At 37.6% G+C, this 679-nt stretch carries 1 protein-coding gene and 1 pseudogene; both read left to right on the top strand.

Annotation, left to right across the window (positions count from 1 at the left end; all coding sequences use genetic code 11):
- Positions 1-315: hypothetical protein (locus H5158_RS23200; protein ID WP_220491410.1), on the top strand; the 315-nt coding region annotated here is incomplete at its 5' end.
- A 4-nt stretch (positions 316-319) separates the two neighbouring features.
- A pseudogene (locus H5158_RS23580) lies at positions 320-679 on the top strand (hypothetical protein); the annotation flags it as partial.

Genomic DNA, 679 nt, shown 5'->3' with positions numbered 1-679 from the left:
GACACCCATCTTAATTTTTTAGTGACTGATTTATCAAGTGGGCAGGTTATACGGCTCGATGTAAATCAGCATAACTGCGCCGCCATATTTAAAGCGCTCAACACAACCAGAATCACGTTTAGACTGCGAGTGAAAACGTATCCTAAGGGCAAAGGGGCGTCAGTGAGCACTGCCTTTGAGGATAATAAATTTATATTACCAGTATCAAAACGCGATGAGTACGGCGAGCTTGAAAAACCAAATAAATGGCTTACAACCGAAGTGAATTTATCACTATGGAATTATGCGCTAAAAAAAGAATTAGGATTTGAGTAACATTATGATAAACACCGAACAAATATCAGAATTACGCGCTCCGAAAAAACCAACTGACATGGGAAAATACTACCGAAAAGTGGAAATCAATTATGACAACCTGTTAGGAGAAAAAGATGAGGTTGGCGCTGATGGCCGTTATTACGGGTTATTATTAATGGGAAGTATGACGGATACGGATGATAGTTCTTATTCTTGGCAAGCATTAACCTTCTTTGCGATTGGAGCTATAATGCAAGTACTTGGGTTATTTAAAGCTAAAAGTTTACAACACCTATTAGACTCATTTCTTTTTGACCCTTTGTTTATCCTGGGGCAAGTTTTATTATTAATAATTGCTTTTATTTACCACCGTAAAGCAAAA

Source organism: Pseudoalteromonas sp. SR45-6 (assembly GCF_014163545.1).
Taxonomy (GTDB): domain Bacteria; phylum Pseudomonadota; class Gammaproteobacteria; order Enterobacterales; family Alteromonadaceae; genus Pseudoalteromonas; species Pseudoalteromonas rhizosphaerae.
The sequence above is the reverse complement of the archived record's forward strand: the minus strand, read 5'-3'. Positions and strand labels throughout refer to the sequence as shown.